This is a genomic window from Burkholderia sp. ZZQ-2, assembly GCF_050768715.1.
GTDB classification, from domain to species: Bacteria; Pseudomonadota; Gammaproteobacteria; order Burkholderiales; family Burkholderiaceae; genus Burkholderia; species Burkholderia cepacia.
In genome coordinates this window covers 1-18057 of the sequence record NZ_LDVA01000058.1, presented here as the reverse complement: position 1 = coordinate 18057, position 18057 = coordinate 1, and the positions used below count along the sequence as shown (strand labels likewise).

The window sequence follows — 18057 nt, the reverse complement described above, 5'->3', positions numbered from 1 at the left end:
ATGAAAGCCGCGCTGCTCGTCAGCTCCGCCCTGCTCGCCATTGCATCCGCATCGGCGTCGGCTCAAGGCTCGATCACGAAAGTCGAAAACGGTTCGCTCGTCGCCGCGAACGGGATGACCGTCTACACGTTCGACAAGGACAAGGCCAACGCCGGCACCAGCGCGTGCACGGGCCAGTGCGAATCCTTCTGGCCGCCCTACAAGGCCAGCGCGACCGACGTTCCGGTCGGGCCCTACACGATCGTCAAGCGCGACGACGGAAGCCCGCAATGGGCATACAAGGGCAAGCCGCTGTACTTCTTCTCGAAGGACATGAAACAGGGCGACCGCAACGGCGACAACTTCAAGGACATGTGGCACGTGGTCGCGCCGTAAGCGTCGTCCCGCCGTCTTCCGCGCCCGCCTCGAGGACGTAAAAAAGCCCGCCCGGATCGTCGATCCGGGCGGGCCTGCTGGCGATCGCGCCGGCCGCGTTGCATCGTCCGCCCGCAAGCGGGCGATTCATGCGGCCAGGAAGCGCATCAGCGGTTCGACGGGAAGCTGAACACCGTTCCTTCGCGCACGCCGGCCGACGGCCAGCGCTGCGTGATCGTCTTGCGCTTCGTGTAAAAGCGCACGGCATCCGGGCCGTACGCATGCAGGTCGCCGAACAGCGAACGCTTCCAGCCGCCGAACGAGTGGTAGGCAACCGGCACCGGCAGCGGCACGTTGATGCCGACCATGCCGATCTGGATGTTGTCGCTGAAGTAACGCGCGGCCTCGCCGTCGCGCGTGAACAGGCATGTGCCGTTGCCGTACTCGTGCGCGTCGATCAGCGCCATCGCGTCGTCGAGCGACTTCAGGCGAATCACGCCGAGCACGGGCCCGAAGATCTCGTGCTGGTAGATCGGCATGCCGGGCTTCACGTTGTCGAACAGGCACGGGCCGAGGTAGTAGCCGCCGTCGTGGCCGTCGACCTTCACGCCGCGGCCGTCGACGACGAGCGTCGCGCCCGCCGCCACGCCCGCGTCGACGAAGCCCGTCACCTTCTCGAAATGCTGCTGCGTGACGAGCGGGCCCATGTCGACGCCCGCGCCGTTGCCCGGGCCGACCTTCATCTTCTCGATCTCGGCCTTCAGGCCCGCGACGACCTTGTCGCCCGTCTCGTCACCGATCGCGACGACCAGCGGAATCGCCATGCAGCGTTCGCCGCACGACCCGTACGCGGCGCCCATCAGCGCGTTCACCGCGTTGCCGATGTCGGCGTCCGGCATCACGACCGCGAAGTTCTTCGCGCCGCCGAGCGCCTGCACGCGCTTGCCGTGCGCGCAGCCGGTCGAATAGATGTATTCGGCGATCGGCGTCGAGCCGACGAAGCTCACGGCCTTCACGCGCGGGTCGGTCAGCAGCGTGTCGACCGCTTCCTTGTCGCCGTTCACGACGTTCAGCACGCCCGGCGGCAGGCCCGCTTCGAGCGCGAGCTCGGCCATGCGCAGCGTCGACGACGGCGTGCGCTCGGACGGCTTCAGCACGAACGTGTTGCCGCACGCGACGGCCATCGGCCACATCCACAGCGGCACCATCACCGGGAAGTTGAACGGCGTGATGCCGGCCGCAACGCCGAGCGCCTGGAACTCGCTCCACGAATCGATCGCGGGGCCGACGTTCTTGCTGTGCTCGCCCTTCAGCAGCTCGGGCACGTAGGTCGCGTATTCGACGTTCTCGATCCCCCGCTGCAGTTCGCCCATCGCATCGGCGAGCACCTTGCCGTGCTCGGCCGTGATCAGCGCGCACAGCTCGTCGGCGTGTTCCTCGAGCAGCGTCTTGAAGCGGCTCATCACGCGGGCGCGCTTCAGCGGCGGCGTGTTGCGCCAGGCCGGGAACGCGGCCTGCGCGGACGCGATCGCGGCTTCGACGGTCAGCTTGTCGGCGAGCGCGACGCTCTTGTGCGATTCACCGGTCGCCGGGTCGAACACCGGCTGGACGCGGCTGCCGCCGTCGACGCGCTTGCCGTCGATCAGGTGGCCGACGGTGGAGGTCACATTGCTGTCGTGTTTCATCGTTGAGGCTCTTTCGTGAATGCGGTTGTCAATCGGTGCGCGCCGCGGCTCAGTCCACTTCGTTCAGTGCGTCGGACAGCGCGTTGACCAGGTTGTCGATCTCGCGCTTCTCCGAGATGAACGGGGGCGCCAGCTGGATCGTGTCGCCGCCGTAGCGCACGTAGAAGCCCTTCGCCCAGCAGCGCATCGCGATCTCGTACGGGCGCCGTGCCGGCTCGCCCGGCAGTGCCGCGATCGTCAGGCCGGCAGCCAGCCCGTAGTTGCGGATGTCCGCGATATGGCGCTGGCCCTTCAGCCCGTGCACGGCCGCCTCGAAATGCGGCGCGAGATCGCGCACGCGGGCCACCGCGTCTTCCTTCACCAGCAGGTCGAGCGCCGCGACGCCGGCCGCGCACGCGACCGGATGCGCCGAATACGTGTAGCCGTGCGGGAACTCGAGCATGTACTCGGGGCCGCCTGCTGCCATGAACGTGTCGTAGATTTCCTTCGTCGCGACCACGCCGCCGAGCGGCTGCGCGCCGTTCGTCACCTGCTTCGCGAAGTTCAGGATGTCCGGCACCACGCCGAATGCGTCGGCGCCCGTCATCGCGCCGGCACGGCCGAAGCCCGTGATGACTTCGTCGAAAATCAGCAGGATGTCGTGCGCGGTACAGATGTCGCGCAGGCGCTTCAAATAGCCCTTCGGCGGCACGACCACGCCCGCCGAACCGGAGAACGGCTCGACGATCACGGCCGCGATGTTCGACGCGTCGTGCAGCGCGATCAGGTCGAGCAGGCGGTCGGCCAGCTCGGCGCCGTGCTCGGGCATCCCGCGCGAGAACTTGTTTTCGGCGAGTTGCGTGTGCGGCAGGAAGTCGGCATCGAGGCCCTGGCCGAACAGCTTGCGGTTCGGCCCGATCCCGCCGACCGAGATACCGCCGAAGTTCACGCCGTGATAACCCTTCTCGCGGCCAATCAGGCGCGTCTTCGTGCCCTTGCCCTTCGCGCGCCAGTACGCGCGGGCCAGCTTCAGCGAGGTGTCGGCCGCTTCCGAGCCCGACCCCGTGAAGAACACGTAGTCGAGGCCGGCCGGCGTCAGTTCCTTGATCTTGTTGGCGAGCTCGAACGATTTCGGGTGGCCGAACTGGAACGCCGGCGCGTAGTCGAGCTGCGCGACCTGGCGGCTCACGGCTTCGACGATTTCCGTGCGGCCGTGGCCGAGGCCCGTGCACCAGAGGCCCGACAGGCCGTCGAAGATCTTGCGGCCTTCGGCGTCCGTGTAATACGCGCCCTTGCCCGACACGATCATGCGCGGGTCGGCCTTGAACTGGCGGTTGGCCGTGAACGGCATCCAGTGCGCGTCGAGCCACGCGGCGTCGGTGCGGATGGTCGTGTCGTCCTGCTGCGCGGCGGTGGTGATGTCGGTCATGTCGGTCGGCGCGGCGCGCCCCTCCTTCTTGTGATGATGTTGCGCATTGTCGGGAGGCCAATTAGTCTCTTCAATATCGCAATATCAATGTTCACTTGCGCAACTATGCAAGCAAAGAAACCGAAGAGCCGCGCGCTGCTCGGGCAGCTCAGCGACATGGATCTCCGCCTGCTGCGGGTCTTCAAGGGCGTCGTGCAGTGCGGCGGGATGGCGGCGGCCGAACTGGAACTGAATATCGGCATCTCGACGATCAGCCGGCACGTGAAGGACCTGGAAACGCGCGTCGGCCTCGTGCTGTGCCGGCGCGGCCGCGCGGGCTTCACGCTGACGCCCGAGGGACAGACCGTATACGAGGAGACGCTGCGGCTGCTCGCGTCGATGGAAGCGTTTAGAAGCAGGATAGACGGCATTCACGACCGGATGGGCGGCGAATTGCACGTCGCGGTGTTCGACAAGACGGCCACCAACGCGAACGCTCGCCTCGGCGACGCGATCCGCCAGTTCGCCGACGAAGCGCCCGACGTCGCGCTGAACCTGCATGTCGCGTCGATCAACGAGGTCGAGCGCGGGATCATCGACGGCAGCTACCAGGTCGGGATCATTCCCGCGCACCGCAATTCCGGCAGCCTCGTGTATTCGGAGCTGTTCGACGAACGGATGCTGCTGTACTGCGGCCGCCAGCATCCGCTTTACGACGCGCCGCACGGCAAGCTCACGTGGACGACGATCCGCAACCACGCATTTGCGGGGCTCGGCTTCCATTCGCCGAACATGGAGCTGAGCCACCGCGCGAAGCTCACGCGCAGCGCGACCGCGTCGGATCAGGAGTCGATCGCGACGCTGATCCTGTCCGGTCGTTATCTCGGCTTCCTGCCCGACCATTACGCGGAAAGTTTTGAAAACAAGGGGCTGATGCAGCCGATCGCGCCGCACCGGTTCAATTACCGGTGCCGGTTCGTGAGCCTGCTGCGGCGCTCGCCGCGGCCGTCGCGGGCCGCGCTGCTGTTCCAGTCGTGTCTGGAAGCCGCGCACGCGGCGACGGCACGGCCGGCGGCGTAGGCGAATCACGCAAAGGATCGGGCTCCCGGCCGCCCGTCGTGCGGCAGCGTGCCGGCAATGAAGGGACCGACAAGCGCGGCGGCGGCACCAGCGCCCCGCCCGGTCGCCCCGGTCACACGCCGTCGAACCGGTCGCGCGCGCGGTCGGCTTGCGCTTGCGCGCGGCTGCGCTTCACGAAATGCGTCGCGACGAGCGCCGCGCCAAAACCGGACATCGCGCCGACGCCGAGCGCCCAGCGCGGGCCGAGATGGTTCGCGACCCAGCCGGCCACCGGCGCGCCGATCGGCGTGCCGCCGAGCGCGACCGCGAGGCGCAGCGCCATCACGCGGCCGCGCATCGCCGGCTCGGTGGACAACTGCATCAGGCTGTTGGTCGAGTTCATGAAGGTGATCGCGGCGATCCCGGTCAGCACCAGCGCGGCGGCGAACAGCCAATAGCCCGGCGCCAGCGCGGCGAGCGTGCAGCCGAGCCCGAACAGCGCCGCGCCGAACCACAGATGCCGGAAGCGCGGCTGCTCGCGGCGCGCGGCGAGCAGCGCACCCGACACCGTGCCGACCGCCATCATCGACGACAGCACCCCGAACCCGCGCGCATCGACGTGGAACACGCTGGCCGCCATCGTCGAGATGAACAGCTGGAAATTGAGCCCGAACGTGCCGATCAGGAACAACATCACGAGGATCGCCTTCAGGTCGTCGCGCCGCCACACGTAGCGGAACCCGTCGAGCAGGCCGCCGCGCGAGCGGCCCGCCCGCAGGTTCGCGCGCAGTTCGTCCTCGCGGAGCAGCAACAACGACACCAGCACCGCGAAGAAGCTGAGCCCGTTGGCGACAAACGCCCAGCCCGTGCCGACCGACGCGATCATGAAACCCGCTGCCGCCGGGCCGATCATCCGCGCGGCGTTGAACGACGTCGAATTGAGCGCGACCGCGTTCGCGAGTTCGCGATCGCCGACCAGTTCCGCGACGAAGGTCTGCCGCACGGGCGCGTCGAACGCCGCCGCGCAGCCGAACAGGAACGCGAACACGTAGACATGCTCGAGCCGCGCGACACCCGTGACCGTCAGCGCGCCGAGCACCAGCGCCAGCACGCCCATCAGCGCCTGCGTCACCATCAGCAGCTTGCGCTGGTCGAAGCGGTCGGCCGCGTAGCCGGTCCACGGCAACAGCAGCAACTGCGGTCCGAACTGCAACGCCATCACCGTGCCGACGGCCGATGCGTCGTGATGCGTGAGCTGCGTGAGAACGAGCCAGTCCTGCGCGGTGCGCTGGACCCACGTACCGATGTTCGACACCAGCGAACCGATCGCCCACACACGATAGTTGAAACTGCGAAGCGAACGGAACACGCCCGCCGCCGGCACGCTCATGGCCGCTCCCGGTCGGGCTCGTTGCCACCGTGCAGCTCGCCGAAGTGCCACGCGAGAAACAGGCCGAGCGCGAGGATGCCGAGACCGAACGCCGCTGCATCGGCCGTGACCCGGAGGTCGAAATCGCCCACTCGGCACACCAGTACATAAGCCATCACGAGGTTCGCGACGCCCCACACGACATTCACGGTGGACGACGACAACCCGCGCCCGGGCGGATTCGCGAACGGGGTCTGGAACGGCTCGCCGCGCAACCCGCTGACGAGATGCGGCACGACGTTCGCGAGAAACGCGCCGCCGAAGAAATACGCGACGAGATGCGGGAGGTTCATGTTCGGGTTGTCCTTTCGGCAAGCGGGTCGATGCGGTTCAAGGGCGCGGCGTTTCCTGGAATTCGGCGAGCCGCTGCAGCAGCTTCACGGCGGACGCGAGCTCGGCCTGCTCGGCCGCCGACAGTTGCGCGTGCAGCGCGCGGAACAGCCAGTCATCCTTGGCCGCGCGGTTCGCCTGCAGCACCTTGCGAAAACCGGGCGTGACCGCGATCAGCGTCTGCCGGCCGTCGGACGGATCGGGCTCGCCGCTGACGGCGCCCAGCGCCTCGAGCGTCGCGACCGTCACGCGCATCGACTGCGGGCGCACGCTTTCGGCGCGCGCCAGGGCCGATACGGTCGCGGGGCCGTCGCGGTCGAGCCGCAACAGCACCGACTTCTGCGATGACGTGAGGTCGTTCGGGTGGATCTGCTCCCGCATTCGCCGCATCAGCTTGCCGACCGAGATGCGGAGTTCGCCGGCGAGACCGGCCAGTGGGAGCGCGTCGGAGGGAGGTAATGGCGGGTTCATGAATTCAAGATAGCAGGTATACAGTCAAACTGTACAGTTTAGCTGCATATTTCACCTTGTAAGGATCGTCCCTTCGCGTGCGCTCGAGCCGATGCGAAACATCGCGTTCGGCAGCGCAAACCGGCTCTGCGATAATGCGGGCTCCCCATTTCCGCTCCGCTTCCCGCCATGACGCAGCCGTCCGCTCCGCTCTCCACCGACCTGCCGCCGATCTCGTGTCTGCCCCGCGACGCGCTGCCGTGGCTGCCGATGAGCGCCGACCTGCCCGGGCTCGCGATCAAGTACCTGCACATCAACGCGGCCGAGGACACGCTCACCGCGCTGCTGAAGATGCCGGCCGGCGGCACGCTGCCGCGCCATCGCCACGACGGCGAAGTATTCGTCCATACGCTGCAGGGTGCGTGGCGCTACCTCGAATACGACTGGATTGCGCACGCCGGCTCGACGGTGCTCGAACCGGCCGGCTCGGTGCATACGCCGGAAACGCTCGGCGCGCCGGGCGAGGACGTGATCACGCTGAACGTGATGCGCGGCGATCTGGTGCTGCTCGACGACGAAGGCCGCGAAACCGCGCGCGAGAACTGCCGCGTCGCGCTGCTGCGCCAGCGCAAGCATGCGCGCACCGCGCCGGACGACGCCGCGCCGTTCGTCACGCGATAAGACTGGCGGCATCGCCGCGTCGCGATCCGTGCGGCGCGGGCTCGCGCTGATGTGCGGATGGCAGCCGGCGCCCTTCGCCAACGTCCCCGGCCTGCCCGCGCGTTACCGAAACCGCCGGAAAAACCGCCGGACATCGTCGGCCAGCAGATCCGGCTCCTCCATCGCGGCAAAATGGCCGCCGCTCGGCATGTCGGTCCACTGCACGACGTCGAACACCCGTTCGAGCCAGCTGCGCGGCGGGCGGCCGATTTCCTTCGGAAAACGCGCAAACCCGACGGGCACGGCCACGCGCTGCCCGGCCGCGAAGCGCATGGGCTGCAGCCGGTTTTCCCAATACATCTGCATCGACGAACCGATGCAGCCGGTGAACCAGTACAACGAGATGCCGGTCAGCAGCGTGTCGTGCGAAAACCGCCGCGCCAGGTCGCCGTCGCAATCGCTCCACGCGCGGAATTTCTCGGCGATCCACGCGGCCAGCCCGGCCGGCGAATCGTTGAGCGCGACGGCGAGCGTCTGCGGCTTCGTCATGTGGACGTGCGCGTATCCGCCTTCCAGCGCGGCCCACTCGCCGCGCTGCGTCACGAACGCCCGTTCCTCTTCGGTCAGCGGCAAGGCCGCGTCGGTCGGCGGCTCGTAGCTGCCGGGCAGGAAGTTCAGATGGATGCCGTCCACCACGTCGGCATGCCGCGCGCCGAGCGCAATCGACACGCCTGCGCCGAGATCGCCGCCTTGCGCGCCGAAGCGTCGGTATCCGAGACCGGACATCAGTGCCGCCCAGCGGTCGGCGACCTGAAACGCCGACATGCCGGGTGCCGCGGGCGCCGGCGAGAACAGGAAGCCGGGCAGCGACGGCACGACGACGTCGAACGCATCGTCCGGATCGCCGCCGAACGCCGCCGGGTCGCAGAGGCGATCGATCAGCGCGTCGAATTCGAAGACGGAGCCGGGCCAGCCGTGCGTGATGACGAGCGGATAAGGCTTCGGCCCGACGCCGCGTCGATGGATGAAATGCACGCGCTGCCCGCCTGCGTCTGCGACGAACTGCGGCAGCCGGTTCAGCGCACGCTCCGCCGCACGCCAGTCGAAGCGTTCGGCCCAGTACGCGGTCAGTTCGCGCAACCAGGCGCCGTCGACGCCCTGCTGCCACGGCTCCGCGGGTGTCAGCGTCGGTGCGCGCGTGGCGCGCAGGCGCCGGCGCAGGTCATCGAGCGCGTAATCGGGAATCGCAATGTCGAACGGGGCGGTGTGCATCGGGTCTCCTCGCGAAGCGGGTCGACGAGATTCTGCGCGATTTTCCCGGCGCGCGCAGAGCGGCTCGGGCACACGCGTCAGCCCGCCTCCCGCCCATCCGACCGCTCATCCGCCCGCGCGTCGCGCCGCACCGCCTGCGGCGGCACGCCGAACCCGCGCACGAACGCCTCGCGCATGTGCCGCCGGTCGCGAAAGCCGTTTTCCTTCGCAATCACGTCGAGCGAATGGCGGCTTTGCTCGATCATCAGCCGCGCGGACTCCAGCCGCAGCCGCTCGATCGCCTTCGCGGGCGACTGCCCCGTCTCGAGCGTGAACACGCGGCTGAACTGGCGCGGGCTCAGGTGCACCGCTTCGGCGAGATCCTCGACGGTCAGCGCGCGGCCGAGATGCTGCCGCGCGTAGTTCAGCGCGTTCTGGATCCGGTCGGATTTCGGCGCGAGATCCAGCATTTCCGAATGCTGCGACTGGCCGCCGGCCCGCCGCTGGTGCATCACGAGCTTGTGCGCGACCGACCGTGCGACATCCGCGCCCAGGTCCTTTTCCACCATCGCGAGCGCGAGGTCGAGGCCGGCCGTCATCCCGGCCGACGTCCAGATCGGGCCGTCGACGATGTAGATCCGGTCTTCCTCGACGCGAATCTCCGGGTAGTCCCGCTGCAGGTCGCGACCGAACGCCCAGTGCGTCGTCGCGCGGCGCTGCGCGAGCAGCCCGGCCTCGGCCAGCACGAACGCGCCCGTGCAGATGCCGGCGATCCGCCGCGCGCGCGCGTTGGCGCGGCGCAGGAACGCGAGGACGCCGGGCGGCGCCGGCGACGCGACCGGATCGTTGACGCCCGCGACGATCCACGTATCGACGGCAAGCTGCCCGCGCAGCGCGTGCGTGGCGACCGGCAACCCGAGCGACGAGCGCACGTCGCCACCGTCGACCGAATAGTTGCCCATCACGTAGAACGGCTCGCTCATGCCCATGTTCGCGTACTCGAACACCGACTGCGCGGCGAGCGCCATGATCTGGAAGCCGTCGCTGATCAGAAAGCCGATGCGGTGCATGTGCGTTCTCCCTTCCCCGGCCAGTGAGTTGGCCCGATGTCCTGAATCATACCCATCTACGTCATTTGTGTCACAGCGATTCACGGCCAGAATGGCTTCACGCCATCCGGCCAATCCCATCGAAACGGAGCACATCATGACGCAAGCACATCGCGGTACCGCCCTCATTACCGGCGCCTCGTCGGGCATCGGCGCCGTCTACGCGGACCGCCTCGCGCGCCGCGGTTACGACCTGATCCTGGTCGCCCGCAACCGCGACCGGCTGGCCGCCCTCGCCGAGCGCATCACGAACGACACGCAGCGCAGCGTCGAGATCGTCGACGCCGACCTCAACGACCGCGCGGCCCTCGCCGCCGTCGAGGCGAAGCTGAAGCAGGATGCGAGCATCACGCTGCTCGTGAACAATGCGGGCGTCGGCACGCACGCGCCGCTGCTCGACAGCGACGTCGACGCGATGACCCGGATGATCGACCTGAACGTGACGTCGCTCACGCGCCTCACCTACGCGGCGGTGCCCGGCTTCGTCGCCCGCGGCCGCGGTGCGGTGATCAATATTTCGTCGATCGTCGCGATCTCGCCGGAGACGCTGAACGGCGTGTACGGCGGCACGAAGGCGTTCGTGCTCGCGTTCAGCCAGTCGCTGCATCACGAACTCGCCGACAAGGGCGTGCAGGTGCAGGCCGTGCTGCCCGGCGCGACCGCCACCGATTTCTGGCAGACGGGCGGCCTGCCGCTCGAGCATCTGCCGAAGGAAATCGTGATGTCGGCGTCCGACCTCGTCGACGCGGCGCTGATCGGCTTCGAGCGCGGCGAACTCGTGACGATCCCGTCGCTGCATGCGGGTGACGAATGGGCCGCCTACGAGGCCGCGCGCCGCACGATGGCCCCGCACCTGTCGGCCGATACGCCCGCGCCGCGCTACGCGACGGCACGCTGACCGTCCGACGTCCCGCAGGTCGAAGGCAGCAAGCGCGTCGCCCTCCAGGGGCGCGCCGCGGAACCCGGTGACATGCAGCGCATCGCCGACGATCATCCCGGGTTCCGCGGCACGTTTCCCGGCACGTGCCGATCGGTGGATTCGTCTGCCGAAACACGCGCCGGATTCTTTCCCGATCGGCGCAAATGGCGCATACCGACAGACGATTCCGGTTCGCTTGCCACACATTCCGCGCAACAGTAAGCTCTGCGATTGCAGTCCCCAAGCGGCCTCGTCCGACCGGCATTCGTCCGATCACGAGGGCAATCGTCCGTTGCAAACTCGACCATGCGGGTCCGTATGTTCATCACCGAGACCGGCGACGCGCCGGCCTCCGCGCGCGGTTCGGCCGACCTTCAGCCCGCGCTCCCGCCCGTGCCGGAACTGGCCACCGTCTGTCGTGTCGCGCGGGCGCATTTCGGTGCCGCCGGCGCGTTCATTGCGCACGCGGATGCCGATGCGCCACGCGTGCTCGCCGTCGACGGCGCGCTGCCCGATCCCCTTTTCGCCGATGGCTTGCCACCCCGGGTCGAGCCGGATCCGGCCGCCGATGCGCGGCTCGTGCCGGACGACACGAACGCGAATGCGAACGGGCAACGCGACGGCGTCCCGCCTCACGCGCCGCGGATCGTCGCGGCCTGCGAACTGGCCGCGCCCGATGGCGCGACACTGGGCATGCTGTGCGTCGTCGACGATGCGCAACGCTCGCTCGACGCCACGCAACGCACGCTGCTCCGCGACCTCGCCACGCTGGCGGCAAGCGCGCTTTGCCGCGCGATCGAAGCCGCCGCGTTGCGCGAACGGCTCGACATCGTCGAGGAACACAGCACGCTGACCACGCTCGCGCTCACCGAAAGCGGCACCGGTGTGTGGGATCGCAACGTGGAAACCGGCGAAATCCATTACTCGCCGGCCTGGAAGGCGTTGCTCGGCTACGCGCCGCACGAGCTCGGCACCCGGATCGAGGATGCGTACGAACGGCTGCATCCGGACGACGTCGACGACGTAAAAGCCGCGATGCTCGCGCACTTCGAGCGCCGCACCGACCGCTACGCGGTCGAGCACCGCATCCGTTGCAAGGACGGCACCTACAAATGGATCTGCAGCCGCGGCAAGGTGATCACCCGCGACGCCTACGGCCGCGCGCTCAGGATGGTCGGCACGACCACCGACATCACCGCGCTGCGCGAGCTCGCCACGCGGTTGCGCGACTCGGCCGCGCTCGTCACGGATCTCACCGACCAGGTTCCCGGGCTCGTGTTCCAGCTGCGGCAAACGGCCGACGGGCACCGCTTCTTTACCTACGCGAGCGCGGGTGTCAGCGACATCTATGAACTGACGCCCGAGCAGGTCGCCCACAGTGCGGAGGCGGTCGAGACGCGGATTCATCCGGCCGACCTGGTCGCCTATCGGCTGTCGCTGCACGACTCGTCGGTGCGGCTGACCCCGTGGCGCCTCGAATATCGCGTGCTGCTGCCCGGCCAGGGCCTGCGCTGGCGCGAAGGCGATGCACGCCCGCAGCGCACGGCCGACGGCGGCACCGTGTGGCACGGCTTCATCACCGACGCGACCGACCGCAAGCACATCGAGGCCGAGCTGCACCGGATGGCCACGACCGATCACCTGACGCAACTGTCGAACCGCCACGCGTTCATGCGGCAAAGCGAAGCCGCGCTGCGCAACGTGCGCACGACCGGCCAGGCCGCCGCGGTGCTGATGCTCGATCTCGATCACTTCAAGGCGCTGAACGACCGCTGGGGCCACCCGGTCGGCGATCGCGCGCTCCGGCATTTCGCGCGGCTGCTGCTCGCGGAAACCGGGCCCGACGGGATCGTCGGCCGGGTCGGCGGCGAGGAATTCGCGGTCGTGCTGCCGAAGGCGGATCTCGACGCCGCGCTGGCATTCGCGCAGCGCGTGCAGCAACGCGCGACAGAGGCGCGGCTGATGCACGAGGACCAGCAGGTCACGCTGACCGTCAGCATCGGCATCGACGCGATGCGGGCGTCGGACTTCGGCGCGTACCAGCCGCTGTCACGCGCCGACAAGGCGCTTTATCTCGCGAAGGAGCGCGGCCGCAACCGGATCGAGGTGTATCGGGCGTAGCCGGGGCGACGGCGCAACGTCGCGCCGGGCGACATCCGCGCCGCGTCCGCCGCCCGGTTTCCCCGCCCCCGTCGCGCGATCGGTTCGAAACCGATCGTGTAGACTTGCGCCCCTTGCTCTCCTCACCACGACTTGCCATGGACAATGCCAAACGAACCGCGCGAATCGCGACAGGTCTGCTCGTCGTCGCGCTCGTCGAGTTGCTGGCGCTTCTGATCGGCTACGTGTTCGCCAGTTCGATGGACGATCCGTACGCCGGCGTTCGCGTGCTGATTACCGCGCTGTTCTGGGCGGCGGGCCTCTCGGCCATCGGCGTCATCGCGGCGATCGCCTGCCTGTCGATCGACCTGCGGGCGCGCGGCGGCGTGATCTACGGGGCGCTGGTGCTGCACGGCCTGCTCGTCCTGCCCGGGCTGTTTCTGTCCTTCCACTGAATCGCACCGCAGCCGCCGGCGTCACGCCGCCTCCGCACGCGGCACCGCCCGCACCCCCAGCAGCATCGCGACCGCGCACGCGGCCAACAGCGCGGCGATCATCAGCATCGCCGGATCCATGCTGCCGGTTCGCGTGCGGATCAGCCCGACGAGCCAGGGGGTGATCATGCCGCTCGACACGCCGATGCTGCTGATCAGCGCGATCCCGCCGGCCGCGCCCGCGCCGGAGAAATACGCGGACGGCACGGCCCAGAACACCGGATGCGCGGCGAAGATCAGCATCGCCGCGACCGACAGCAGCGCCATCATCGCGACGATGCTCGGCAGGTGCAGCGTCAGCAGCGCAAGCGCCACCGCGCCGCCGAACGCGCATGCCGCGAAGTGCCGGCGCCGCTCGCGCTTGCGGTCGGAACGCCGCGCGATCGCGATCAGGCCGGCCGCGCCGATCGCATTCGGCACGACCGACAGCAGGCTGATCTGCACGACGTCGTGGATGCCGAATTCGCGGATCATCAGCGGCATCCAGAACAGCAGCATCAGGAGCGCGGTGGTCAGCGAGAAATAGATGAACGCGAACAGGTACGTGCGCGGTTCGGCCAGCACCTGCCGCAGCGAATGCGGCGCCGGTGCATCGGCAGCATCGGCAGCACCGGCGCGGTCGGCGGCCAGGTCGGCCGCAAGCCTCTGGCGATCGGCGTCGGACAGCCAGCGCGCCTGCTCGGGGCGATCGCACAGCCAGAACCACGCGATCACGCCGAGCAGGATCGCGGGCGCGCCCTCGATCGCGAACATCCATTGCCAGCCGTGCAGCCCGAGCACGCCCGACATCCCGCGCATCAGCCAGCCCGACAGCAGCCCGCCGACCATCCCCGCCACCGCGACGCCCGCGTAGAAGATCGACAGCACCGACGCACGCCGCCGCGCCGGATACCAGTACGTCAGGTAGAACACCACGCCCGGAAAGAACCCGGCCTCGAACAGCCCGAGCAGGAAGCGCAGCACGTAGAAATGCTTCGCGCTGTCGACGGTGATCATCGCGACCGACACCGCGCCCCACAGGCACATGATCCGCGCGAACGTGCGGCGCGCACCGAAGCGGCGCAGCAAGGCGTTGCTCGGCACCTCGAACAGCACGTAGCCGACGAAGAACAGCACGGCGCCGAGGCTGTACATCGCGTCGGTCAGGCCGAGATCCTGCCGCATCTGCAACTGCGCGAAGCCGATGTTGCTGCGATCGAGGATCGACACGATGTAGCAGATGAACAGGAACGGCACGATCCGCATGCCGATGCGCCGGTACAGCGCGTCGTCGTCCGGTGCAGCGGCGCCGGACGCGACGGCACGCGCGGCATCGACTTGAAGAGGGGCTGACATCGATCGTCTCCTCGATGGATTCGGGTGCGGGGCGAACATGGGGCGCCGGTCGCCGCCGCCCGCGCGCGGCGACCGGCCGTTGCGCGTTCAGTCGCGCGGCGCGGCTTCGCCCTTCACGCCGAGCATCAGCGCGACGCCGCTCGCCACCAGCAACGCGGCCAGCAGATACACGGCGAGATCCATGCTGCCGGTGCGCGTGCGGATCATCCCGATCACCCACGGGCTGACGATGCCGCTCGTGATCCCGATGCTGCTGATCAGCGCGATCCCGGCCGCGGCCGCATTGCCCGACAGGTAGCGGGTCGGCACGGCCCAGAAGATCGGCAGCGCGGCGAAGATCAGCGTCGCCGCGATCGACAGGCACGCGAGCATCGCCGCGAAGCTGTGCAGGTGCAGCGTCAGCGCCGCGAGCGCGATCCCGCCGCCGATCGTGCAGCACGCGAAGTGCTTGCGGCGCTCGCCGGTCCGGTCCGAACGGCGCGCGATCAGGACCAGCCCCACCGCGCCGACCGCGTTCGGCACGACCGTGTACAGGCTCACGGCCACGACGTCGGTCACGCCGAAATCGCGGATCATCAGCGGCATCCAGAAGTTGAGCGTCAGCGACGCGCAGGTCAGCGAGAAATAGATGAACGCGAACAGGTACACGCGTGGATTGGCGAGCGCGGCCACGAGGCTGCGCCCGTCGTGCGCGTGGCCGTGGCCGCGGCTGTCGGCGCACAGCGCGGCGACCCGCGCCTTTTCATCGGCCGTGAGCCACGCGGCATCCTGCGGCCGGTCGACCAGGAACGTGAACGCGGCGAACGCGAGCAGGATCGCCGGCGCGCCTTCGATCGCGAACATCCACTGCCAGCCGTGCAGGCCGAGCACGCCGCCCATGTCGCGCATGATCCAGCCCGACATCAGGCCGCCGAGCACGCCGGCCACCGCGACGCCCGCGAAGAACACCGAGATCGCGGCTGCGCGCCGGTTCGCGGGGAACCAGTAAGTGAGGTACAGCACGATGCCGGGAAAGAAGCCGGCTTCGAACACGCCGAGCAGGAACCGCAGCACATAGAAATGCGACGGCTGCGACACGAACATCATCCCGGTCGACGCGATGCCCCACAGCAGCATGATCCGCGTGAAGGTGCGGCGCGCGCCGAAACGCGCGAGCAGCATGTTGCTCGGCACTTCGCAGAACACGTAGCCGACGTAGAACACCGCGGCGCCGAGGCCGTACATCGCGTCGCTGAAGCCGAGGTCGTGCTTCATCTGCAACTGCGCAAAGCCGATGTTGATGCGGTCGAGGAACGATACGACGTAGCAGAGGAACAGGAACGGCACGATCCGCCATGCGATCTTGCGGAACAGCAGCGCGTCGTCCGTGGCGGCGGATGCGGAAGCCGAAGCGCTCGCGTGCGCGAGCGTCGCTTCGGCATGAAGCGATTGGGGCATGTCTCTCTCCAAACAGGCTGCGCGATTCGGGCGCGCAGCCGTCTCCCAGGGCGTACGTGCGCCCTGCTTTCTAGTGAGCTCGGATCACGGCGGACAGCAAGACGGCGGAACGCCGCGGCCGGTCGCTGCTTCAGAAAAAAGGCGGAGCGCCCTGTCGGACACCCCGCCTGTGCAAGCCGCTCAGTCCTGCAGCGCGGCCCACATTTCCTTGTCGCGCTGCGCGGTCCAGATGCGCGGATGCGTGATGCCGCTCGCTTCGTCGAACGCACGCGACACGTCGAACGGCAGGCAGTGCTCGTAGATGAACACGTGGCCGAACTTCGGGTCCATCGCTTCGCGCGTGAGCGCCATCGACGCCTTCAGGTCGAGCTTCTGCTCGACGGCCTTGCGGCCCTGCGCGAGCAGCGTCGTGACGAAATCCTTCGTGTAGTCGAGGCCCTTGTTCACTTCGGCCGGGTTCAGCAGCGCGGGGCCACGGCCCGGCACCAGCTTCTCGGCGTTCAGCGCGCGCAGCGCCTCGAGCGTGGCCGGCCACTGTTCGAGCTGGGCATCGCCGCAATAGCACGCGGCGTCGTATTCGACGAGGTCGCCCGAGAACAGCACTTTCTGCGACGGGATCCAGACGATCGTGTCGCCCTTCGTGTGGCCCGAGCCGACGTGCATGATCTTCACCTCGAGCTTGCCGAGGAACAGCGTGATCTCGCGTTCGAACACGAGCGTCGGCCAGGTCAGGCCCGGCACCGTCTCGACACCGGCGAACAGGCGCGGGAAGCGCTCGATCTCCGACTTCATGTCGGCCTCGCCGCGCTCGACGATCATCTCGTACGTGCCACGGCTCGCGATCACATGCTGCGCGCCTTCGTCGAAATACGCGGACGCGCCGAGCACGCGCACCGCGTGGTAGTGCGACAGCACGACGTGCTTGATCGGCTTGTCGGTCACGCTGCGGATCTTCGCGATCAGGTCCTGCGCCATCGCGGGCGTCGCGGTCGTGTCGACGATCAGCACGCTGTCGTCGCCGATGATCACGCCCGAGTTCGGATCGCCTTCGGCGGTGTACGCGTACGCGTTCTCGGACAGCTTCGTCCAGGTGACTTTCTTCTCTTCCAGATCGGCTTGGGAGGCGAATGCTTTGGCCATGTTGCGTTCCGTGGCTGCGAGCCATGTGTTGAGGGGAGTGAGCGGATCATCTTCCCGCACCGAATATTTGTCAATGACAAAGTCGCTTGCTATTGTCTAATACGGGTAAACCTGCGGGCTGGCGCGATAAATGGCGTCGGATACCATGCGGGGTTTCGTCAACGGAAGAATCATCGCGTGCAGAACCACGAAGTCAGCGCAGACGATGCGCCGCCCAAGGCGCAGCGCGGGATCCAGAGTGTCGAGGTCGGCGGCCGGCTGCTCGACGCGCTCGCGCGCCGGCGCAAGCCGCTCGGACTGTCCGAGCTGGCCGCGGCGGCCGACCTGTCGACCGCGCAGGCGCACACCTATCTCGTCAGCCTGACCCGGCTCGCGCTCGTGAAGCGCGACGCGCTCACCGGCAACTACGAGCCGGGCCCGTTGTCGCTGCGGCTCGGGCTGATGTCGATCGAGCGCCAGCCGGCCTATCGCGCGACGCTGCCGCACGCGGCACGGCTCGCGGAAGCGGTCGGCCTGAGCGTCGCGCTGTCGGTGCCGGGCGCACTCGGGCCGACGATCGTGCGCATCGAGCACGGCGGCTATCCGCTGCACGTGAACCTGCATGTCGGATCGGTGATGTCGCTCGACACGACGGCCACCGGCCGTGTGTTCCGCGCGTTCGGCGACCCCGCGCAACTCCGCGCGATGGCCGCCAGCCAGGCCGGCGCGGCCGACACGCTTGCGGGCGGCGAGCAGCCCGTGCCGGACACCGGCGTGCCGCAGGCCGAGCTCGACGCGATCCGCGTACGCGGGATCGAGCGCGGCGTCGACCTGCCGAGCCCCGGCGTCAGTGCGATGTGCGTGCCGGTGTTCGACGCGGCGGGCGCGCTGCAGCTCGCATTGACGGTCATAGGTTCGACAGGCTCGATCGACGTCGCG

The 18057-nt window shown here is 68.5% G+C and carries 18 protein-coding genes; 7 read left to right on the top strand and 11 right to left on the bottom strand.

From position 1 onward, the window contains the following. The gene (locus ABY44_RS02000; protein WP_021159211.1) at window positions 1-375 is read left to right on the top strand and encodes a COG4315 family predicted lipoprotein; all 375 of its coding nucleotides are present in this window, start codon (window positions 1-3) and stop codon (window positions 373-375) included. A 146-nt stretch (window positions 376-521) separates the two neighbouring features. Here ABY44_RS02000 and ABY44_RS01995 read toward each other — a convergent pair whose 3' ends face one another. Both ABY44_RS01995 and ABY44_RS01990 read right to left on the bottom strand, forming a co-directional pair. Further along, entirely contained in the window at window positions 522-2039 is a 1518-nt protein-coding gene (locus ABY44_RS01995; RefSeq protein ID WP_060170989.1) for a CoA-acylating methylmalonate-semialdehyde dehydrogenase, read from the bottom strand. A 49-nt stretch (window positions 2040-2088) separates the two neighbouring features. After that, complete coding sequence (locus tag ABY44_RS01990) at window positions 2089-3447, bottom strand: aspartate aminotransferase family protein (protein WP_027791512.1); 1359 nt, start codon at window positions 3445-3447, stop codon at window positions 2089-2091. 105 nt (window positions 3448-3552) lie between these two features. On the opposite strand from ABY44_RS01990, the gene ABY44_RS01985 reads away from it, so the two are divergent. Continuing rightward, complete coding sequence (locus tag ABY44_RS01985) at window positions 3553-4506, top strand: LysR family transcriptional regulator (RefSeq protein ID WP_021159214.1); 954 nt, start codon at window positions 3553-3555, stop codon at window positions 4504-4506. A gap of 112 nt (window positions 4507-4618) precedes the next feature. Here ABY44_RS01985 and ABY44_RS01980 read toward each other — a convergent pair whose 3' ends face one another. From ABY44_RS01980 to ABY44_RS01970, 3 genes are read right to left on the bottom strand one after another with little or no spacing between them, the layout of a single operon-like run. Further along, window positions 4619-5875, bottom strand: a complete 1257-nt coding sequence (locus ABY44_RS01980; protein WP_021159215.1) for an MFS transporter — start codon at window positions 5873-5875, stop codon at window positions 4619-4621. Then, window positions 5872-6207: a hypothetical protein gene (locus ABY44_RS01975; RefSeq protein WP_060170991.1), complete on the bottom strand. Its 336-nt coding sequence runs from the start codon at window positions 6205-6207 to the stop codon at window positions 5872-5874. The genes ABY44_RS01980 and ABY44_RS01975 overlap by 4 nt, the downstream gene beginning before the upstream one ends. Window positions 6208-6244: 37 nt before the next feature. Then, complete coding sequence (locus tag ABY44_RS01970; RefSeq protein WP_027791509.1) at window positions 6245-6715, bottom strand: MarR family winged helix-turn-helix transcriptional regulator; 471 nt, start codon at window positions 6713-6715, stop codon at window positions 6245-6247. Window positions 6716-6883: 168 nt separating this feature from the next. On the opposite strand from ABY44_RS01970, the gene ABY44_RS01965 reads away from it, so the two are divergent. Then, a complete protein-coding gene (locus tag ABY44_RS01965; protein ID WP_060170993.1) occupies window positions 6884-7375 on the top strand; it encodes a 2,4'-dihydroxyacetophenone dioxygenase family protein in 492 nt (163 codons plus the stop codon). 102 nt (window positions 7376-7477) lie between these two features. Here the strand turns inward: ABY44_RS01965 and ABY44_RS01960 are convergent, their stop codons facing one another. Together ABY44_RS01960 and ABY44_RS01955 are read right to left on the bottom strand one after the other, a co-directional pair. Then, the gene (locus ABY44_RS01960; protein WP_060170996.1) at window positions 7478-8626 is read right to left on the bottom strand and encodes an epoxide hydrolase family protein; all 1149 of its coding nucleotides are present in this window, start codon (window positions 8624-8626) and stop codon (window positions 7478-7480) included. 77 nt (window positions 8627-8703) lie between these two features. Next, window positions 8704-9675, bottom strand: coding sequence for a GlxA family transcriptional regulator (locus ABY44_RS01955; protein WP_059694954.1), 972 nt, complete (start codon window positions 9673-9675; stop codon window positions 8704-8706). Window positions 9676-9811: 136 nt separating this feature from the next. Here ABY44_RS01955 and ABY44_RS01950 point away from each other — a divergent pair, with 136 nt between their 5' ends. After that, a complete protein-coding gene (locus tag ABY44_RS01950; protein WP_027791505.1) occupies window positions 9812-10612 on the top strand; it encodes an SDR family NAD(P)-dependent oxidoreductase in 801 nt (266 codons plus the stop codon). 294 nt (window positions 10613-10906) lie between these two features. Here the strand turns inward: ABY44_RS01950 and ABY44_RS01945 are convergent, their stop codons facing one another. After that, window positions 10907-11248, bottom strand: coding sequence for a hypothetical protein (locus ABY44_RS01945; RefSeq protein WP_404824981.1), 342 nt, complete (start codon window positions 11246-11248; stop codon window positions 10907-10909). A gap of 78 nt (window positions 11249-11326) precedes the next feature. On the opposite strand from ABY44_RS01945, the gene ABY44_RS01940 reads away from it, so the two are divergent. Further along, window positions 11327-12754: a sensor domain-containing diguanylate cyclase gene (locus ABY44_RS01940; protein ID WP_414143077.1), complete on the top strand. Its 1428-nt coding sequence runs from the start codon at window positions 11327-11329 to the stop codon at window positions 12752-12754. Between the two features lie 137 nt (window positions 12755-12891). After that, entirely contained in the window at window positions 12892-13188 is a 297-nt protein-coding gene (locus ABY44_RS01935) for a hypothetical protein (protein ID WP_060171001.1), read from the top strand. 21 nt (window positions 13189-13209) lie between these two features. Here ABY44_RS01935 and ABY44_RS01930 read toward each other — a convergent pair whose 3' ends face one another. From ABY44_RS01930 to ABY44_RS01920, 3 genes are all read right to left on the bottom strand, one after another. Beyond that, complete coding sequence (locus tag ABY44_RS01930; RefSeq protein ID WP_060171004.1) at window positions 13210-14562, bottom strand: MFS transporter; 1353 nt, start codon at window positions 14560-14562, stop codon at window positions 13210-13212. A gap of 87 nt (window positions 14563-14649) precedes the next feature. Further along, window positions 14650-15999, bottom strand: coding sequence for an MFS transporter (locus ABY44_RS01925; RefSeq protein WP_059694963.1), 1350 nt, complete (start codon window positions 15997-15999; stop codon window positions 14650-14652). Window positions 16000-16179: 180 nt separating this feature from the next. Further along, window positions 16180-17139 (bottom strand): MBL fold metallo-hydrolase, encoded by a 960-nt coding sequence (locus tag ABY44_RS01920; RefSeq protein ID WP_059683417.1) that lies wholly within the window; start codon window positions 17137-17139, stop codon window positions 16180-16182. A 177-nt stretch (window positions 17140-17316) separates the two neighbouring features. Here ABY44_RS01920 and ABY44_RS01915 point away from each other — a divergent pair. Then, window positions 17317-18057, top strand: a 741-nt coding sequence (locus ABY44_RS01915; protein ID WP_431640792.1) for an IclR family transcriptional regulator, incomplete at its 3' end; no start/stop codon positions are given.

What these genes read in the sequence shown, in the direction of transcription:
- ABY44_RS02000 (WP_021159211.1), top strand. Translation starts at nt 1, where the DNA reads ATGAAAGCCGCGCTGCTCGTCAGCTCCGCCCTGCTCGCCATTGCATCC.
- ABY44_RS01995 (WP_060170989.1), bottom strand. Translation starts at nt 2,039, where the DNA reads ATGAAACACGACAGCAATGTGACCTCCACCGTCGGCCACCTGATCGAC.
- ABY44_RS01990 (WP_027791512.1), bottom strand. Translation starts at nt 3,447, where the DNA reads ATGACCGACATCACCACCGCCGCGCAGCAGGACGACACGACCATCCGC.
- ABY44_RS01985 (WP_021159214.1), top strand. Translation starts at nt 3,553, where the DNA reads ATGCAAGCAAAGAAACCGAAGAGCCGCGCGCTGCTCGGGCAGCTCAGC.
- ABY44_RS01980 (WP_021159215.1), bottom strand. Translation starts at nt 5,875, where the DNA reads ATGAGCGTGCCGGCGGCGGGCGTGTTCCGTTCGCTTCGCAGTTTCAAC.
- ABY44_RS01975 (WP_060170991.1), bottom strand. Translation starts at nt 6,207, where the DNA reads ATGAACCTCCCGCATCTCGTCGCGTATTTCTTCGGCGGCGCGTTTCTC.
- ABY44_RS01970 (WP_027791509.1), bottom strand. Translation starts at nt 6,715, where the DNA reads ATGAACCCGCCATTACCTCCCTCCGACGCGCTCCCACTGGCCGGTCTC.
- ABY44_RS01965 (WP_060170993.1), top strand. Translation starts at nt 6,884, where the DNA reads ATGACGCAGCCGTCCGCTCCGCTCTCCACCGACCTGCCGCCGATCTCG.
- ABY44_RS01960 (WP_060170996.1), bottom strand. Translation starts at nt 8,626, where the DNA reads ATGCACACCGCCCCGTTCGACATTGCGATTCCCGATTACGCGCTCGAT.
- ABY44_RS01955 (WP_059694954.1), bottom strand. Translation starts at nt 9,675, where the DNA reads ATGCACCGCATCGGCTTTCTGATCAGCGACGGCTTCCAGATCATGGCG.
- ABY44_RS01950 (WP_027791505.1), top strand. Translation starts at nt 9,812, where the DNA reads ATGACGCAAGCACATCGCGGTACCGCCCTCATTACCGGCGCCTCGTCG.
- ABY44_RS01940 (WP_414143077.1), top strand. Translation starts at nt 11,327, where the DNA reads ATGCTGTGCGTCGTCGACGATGCGCAACGCTCGCTCGACGCCACGCAA.
- ABY44_RS01935 (WP_060171001.1), top strand. Translation starts at nt 12,892, where the DNA reads ATGGACAATGCCAAACGAACCGCGCGAATCGCGACAGGTCTGCTCGTC.
- ABY44_RS01930 (WP_060171004.1), bottom strand. Translation starts at nt 14,562, where the DNA reads ATGTCAGCCCCTCTTCAAGTCGATGCCGCGCGTGCCGTCGCGTCCGGC.
- ABY44_RS01925 (WP_059694963.1), bottom strand. Translation starts at nt 15,999, where the DNA reads ATGCCCCAATCGCTTCATGCCGAAGCGACGCTCGCGCACGCGAGCGCT.
- ABY44_RS01920 (WP_059683417.1), bottom strand. Translation starts at nt 17,139, where the DNA reads ATGGCCAAAGCATTCGCCTCCCAAGCCGATCTGGAAGAGAAGAAAGTC.